Below are 2,876 nucleotides of genomic sequence, written 5' to 3'. Positions count from 1 at the left end.
TAGAGAGAGGGTCGGCGGGCATCGCGCGTTTCCCTTCGGGTCGGGCCGGAGGAGTTCTGCGGTGGCGGGGCGGGGCCGCAGGAGCGGAGGCGGTGACAGTGGCGGTGACGTGTGGCGGTGAGGCGGCGGTTCCGGGGACGTGGGTGGTTCGGCTCACGTGGGGTCGCCGGTGCGGGTCGGCTACTCGCTGGTGAGGGGTGCGAAGTCGGTTCCGGTGCCGAGGAAGAGGCCGGCGATGAGCAGGATGAGGGTGGCCGGGACCATCACGGTGGTGACGACGAGGGTGGCTTTGGGGACGGCCTTGGCGGCGCGGCGGCGGGCGTTCTGGGCGTCGGCGCGGCGCATGTCGGTGGCGATGGCGATGAGGGTGTCGACGATGGGCGCGCCGAGGTCCTCGCCCTGTTGGAGGGCGGTGACGAACATGGCGACCTGTTCGGAGTCGTTGCGGCGGCGCAGCTCTTCGAACGCCTGGCGGCGGCTGACGCCCATGTCCATCTGGCGCAGGGTGATGCGGAGTTCGTCGGCCCAGGGGCCCTCGTAGCGTTCGGAGACGCGGTCGAGGGCCTGGCGGAAGCCGAGGCCGGCGGAGACGACGACGGCGAGGACGTCGAGGAAGTCGGGGAGGGTGCGTTCGATCTCGTCCTTGCGGATGCGGATGGCGGCGGCGATGCCGACCTCGACCCAGAAGACCGCGAAGGCGAGCATGGCGACGGCGAGCAGGTGGTGGCCGGCACTGAGCATGGCGAGCGCGCCGAGCAGGCCGAGGGCGCCGTAGACGGCGCGTCGCGCGGCGTAGCGGTCGACGGTGAGGCCGCCGGGGTTGCCGGCGTAGTCGATGCGGCGGCGGACGCGGTCGACGCGGCGTTCTCCCATCAGGCGGAGGACGAGGGGGGCCCAGCGCATGCCGAGCCGGTCGACGGCGGAGCCGACGGGGGTGGTGCGGGTGGCGCCGACCTCCAGGGCGATCCGCAGGTCGTCGGGGAGCTTGGTCTCGGCGCGGTAGAGCCGTAGCCCGGCGACGAGGCCGGCGGCGCACAGGGTGGCGGCGAGGGCGAGGAGCGGTGCCGTGCTCATGGGGTGGTGTTCCTCCGCGCTCAGACGTCGATGCGGGACATGCGGCGGATGATGAAGAAGCCGAGCGCGTACAGCGCGAAGGCGGTGACGACCGCGGCCTGCCCGAGGAACGTGCTGGTGAGGCGGTCGAGGGTGCCGGGGCCCGCGCGGTCCATCATGAGCAGCACGCCGAACCCGATGAGCGGGACGGCGTAGGCGGTCATGTTGACCTGGGAGAGCTGGGTCCTGACCTCGCGCCTGGTCTCCTTGCGCTGTTCGAGGGTGGCGGTGAGGTTGCGCAGGGAGTCGACGACCTGTCCGCCGGCGCGGCTGGAGAGGACAAGGGTGGTGACGAGGACGACGAGTTCGCGGGAGGGCAGTCGTTCGGCGAGTTCGCCCAGGGCCTCGTCGACGGAGTGGCCGAGGGCGAGCCGGTCGGCGACCTTGGCGAGTTCCTCGCCGGCGGGTGCCTCCATCTCCTCGGCGGCCATGGTGATGGCGGTGCGGAGGGCGAGGCCGGCCTGGGTTCCGTTGGCGAGCAGCCTTGCCAGTTCGGGGAGTTGGTTGATGAAGCGGTCGATGCGCTTCTGCCGTTGCCAGTTGAGGAAGGCGAACGCGGCCCACAGGCCGAGCAGTGCGGCGACGGGTCCGAAGAACGCGGCGAGCGCGGCCTGGGCGAGGAACCAGAGCAGGCCGGCGCCGAGTGTCACGTAGACGACGAACTCGCCGGGGGTGAGCGCCAAGCCCGTGGCGGCGAGGCGTTGTTCGAGTCGCCGTCCGGGGTTGGTGGCGCGGAGTCGGCGGTCGAGGGCGGCGAAGCGGCGTCCGGCGGGGTGGTGTTCGTCGCCGGCGGCGCCGGGTTCGAAGCGTTGGATGAGTTCCTGCTGCTGTACTCGGCCGGCGAACCACAGGCGCAGTCCGAGGACGGCGACGGCGAGGGTGAGCACGGCGGCGGTGAGGGTGAGCAGGACGAGCTGGTCTCGGTTCACGGCTGGTGTCCGGCCTTCCTGGTGGCCAGTTCGAGGTCGCTGTCGCCGACGCCGAAGGCCGGTGGCAGGGGTTCGCCGGCCAGGTGGAGGCGTTCGGCGACGCGGCGCGGCAGGGGGAAGTGCTCGAACCGGCCGGCGACGGTCCGGTCCCCGGCGGCCGGCTGCGCGGCGAACCGGACGACGGTGGTGAGCAGGTACTCCTCCCGGCCGCCCGAGGCGAGGACCGCGACCTCGGAGACGCGGCGGGAGCCGTCGGGGTGGCGGGCGAGTTGGACGAGGACGTCCACGGCGCTGTTGATCTGGTCCCGGAGCGCGGCGAAGGGGATCTTCACCTCGGACATCGAGGCGAGTGTCTGGAGGCGCATGAGGGCGTCCTCGGCGCTGTTGGCGTGGACGGTGGCGAGGGAGCCGTCGTGGCCGGTGGACATGGCCTGGAGCATGTCCAGTGTCTCGCCGCCGCGGACCTCGCCGACGATGACGCGGTCGGGGCGCATGCGCAGGGAGTTGCGGACGAGGTCGCGGATGGTGATCTGGCCCTTGCCCTCGACGTTGGGCGGCCGGGACTCCAGGGAGATCACGTGGGACTGCTGGAGCTGGAGTTCGGCGGCGTCCTCGACGGTGATGACACGTTCGCCGTCGGGGATGAGTCCGGACAGGGCGTTGAGGAGGGTGGTCTTCCCGGAGCCGGTGGCGCCGGAGACGATCACGTTGAACTTGGCGCGGACGAGCGCGGACAGCAGCAGCACGGTCGGCTCGTCGAGGGTGCCGAGCCCGGTCAGCTCGCGCAGGGTGTAGGAGCGGGGGAAGCGGCGGATCGTGAGGGTGGGGCCGGTG

General features: G+C 72.1%; 3 protein-coding genes. All 3 read right to left on the bottom strand.

Annotation, left to right across the window (positions count from 1 at the left end):
- Positions 1-180: 180 nt before the first annotated feature.
- Entirely contained in the window at positions 181-1,074 is an 894-nt protein-coding gene (locus tag GL263_RS24460) for a DUF5936 domain-containing protein (protein ID WP_182857917.1), read from the bottom strand.
- 20 nt (positions 1,075-1,094) lie between these two features.
- Entirely contained in the window at positions 1,095-2,042 is a 948-nt protein-coding gene (locus GL263_RS24455) for a type II secretion system F family protein (protein ID WP_182857916.1), read from the bottom strand.
- Positions 2,039-2,876 (bottom strand): TadA family conjugal transfer-associated ATPase (locus GL263_RS24450; protein ID WP_182857915.1); only part of this gene is annotated, 838 nt, incomplete at its 5' end. The genes GL263_RS24450 and GL263_RS24455, both read right to left, overlap by 4 nt.

Origin of the sequence: Streptomyces durbertensis (genome assembly GCF_014156695.1) — a bacterium.
Classification (GTDB): Bacteria; Actinomycetota; Actinomycetes; order Streptomycetales; family Streptomycetaceae; genus Streptomyces; species Streptomyces durbertensis.
This window is presented reverse-complemented; position numbering and strand designations above follow the sequence as displayed.